This window comes from Pseudoalteromonas sp. SG45-5 (assembly GCF_014164085.1).
GTDB classification, from domain to species: Bacteria; Pseudomonadota; Gammaproteobacteria; order Enterobacterales; family Alteromonadaceae; genus Pseudoalteromonas; species Pseudoalteromonas aliena.
This window is the reverse complement of sequence record NZ_JACJEM010000207.1, coordinates 1-246: the sequence shown is the minus strand read 5'-3', so window position 1 is coordinate 246 and position 246 is coordinate 1. Positions and strand designations below refer to the sequence as shown.

Annotated in this window: 1 protein-coding gene; it reads left to right on the top strand. The window is 42.7% G+C overall.

Going from position 1 to position 246, the window contains the following annotated elements:
- Positions 1 to 36: 36 nt before the first annotated feature.
- The coding region (locus H5119_RS20370; protein WP_220492929.1) for a hypothetical protein at positions 37 to 246 on the top strand (210 nt) is incomplete at its 3' end.

Below are 246 nucleotides of genomic sequence, written 5' to 3'. Positions count from 1 at the left end.
GCTATTTCTGTTTTGACTTGTTCAATGAGTGTATTCATGACTTACCTCCAAATATGGGATAACCCCAAGGTAAGTGTGGCTCAAATGGTCAGAATAGGATCTCCGCGTAGCGGCTTAGTTCAACACTTTAGTATTTATGCAACACGCGGTTTGTGTTGCATAATCGCTTGTTGGACTGAGGCGCTACCTGCTCGGTATATCAGAGTTGGTGTTGTTTATGCTATGGGAATTTGCTTTTTAGAGGCT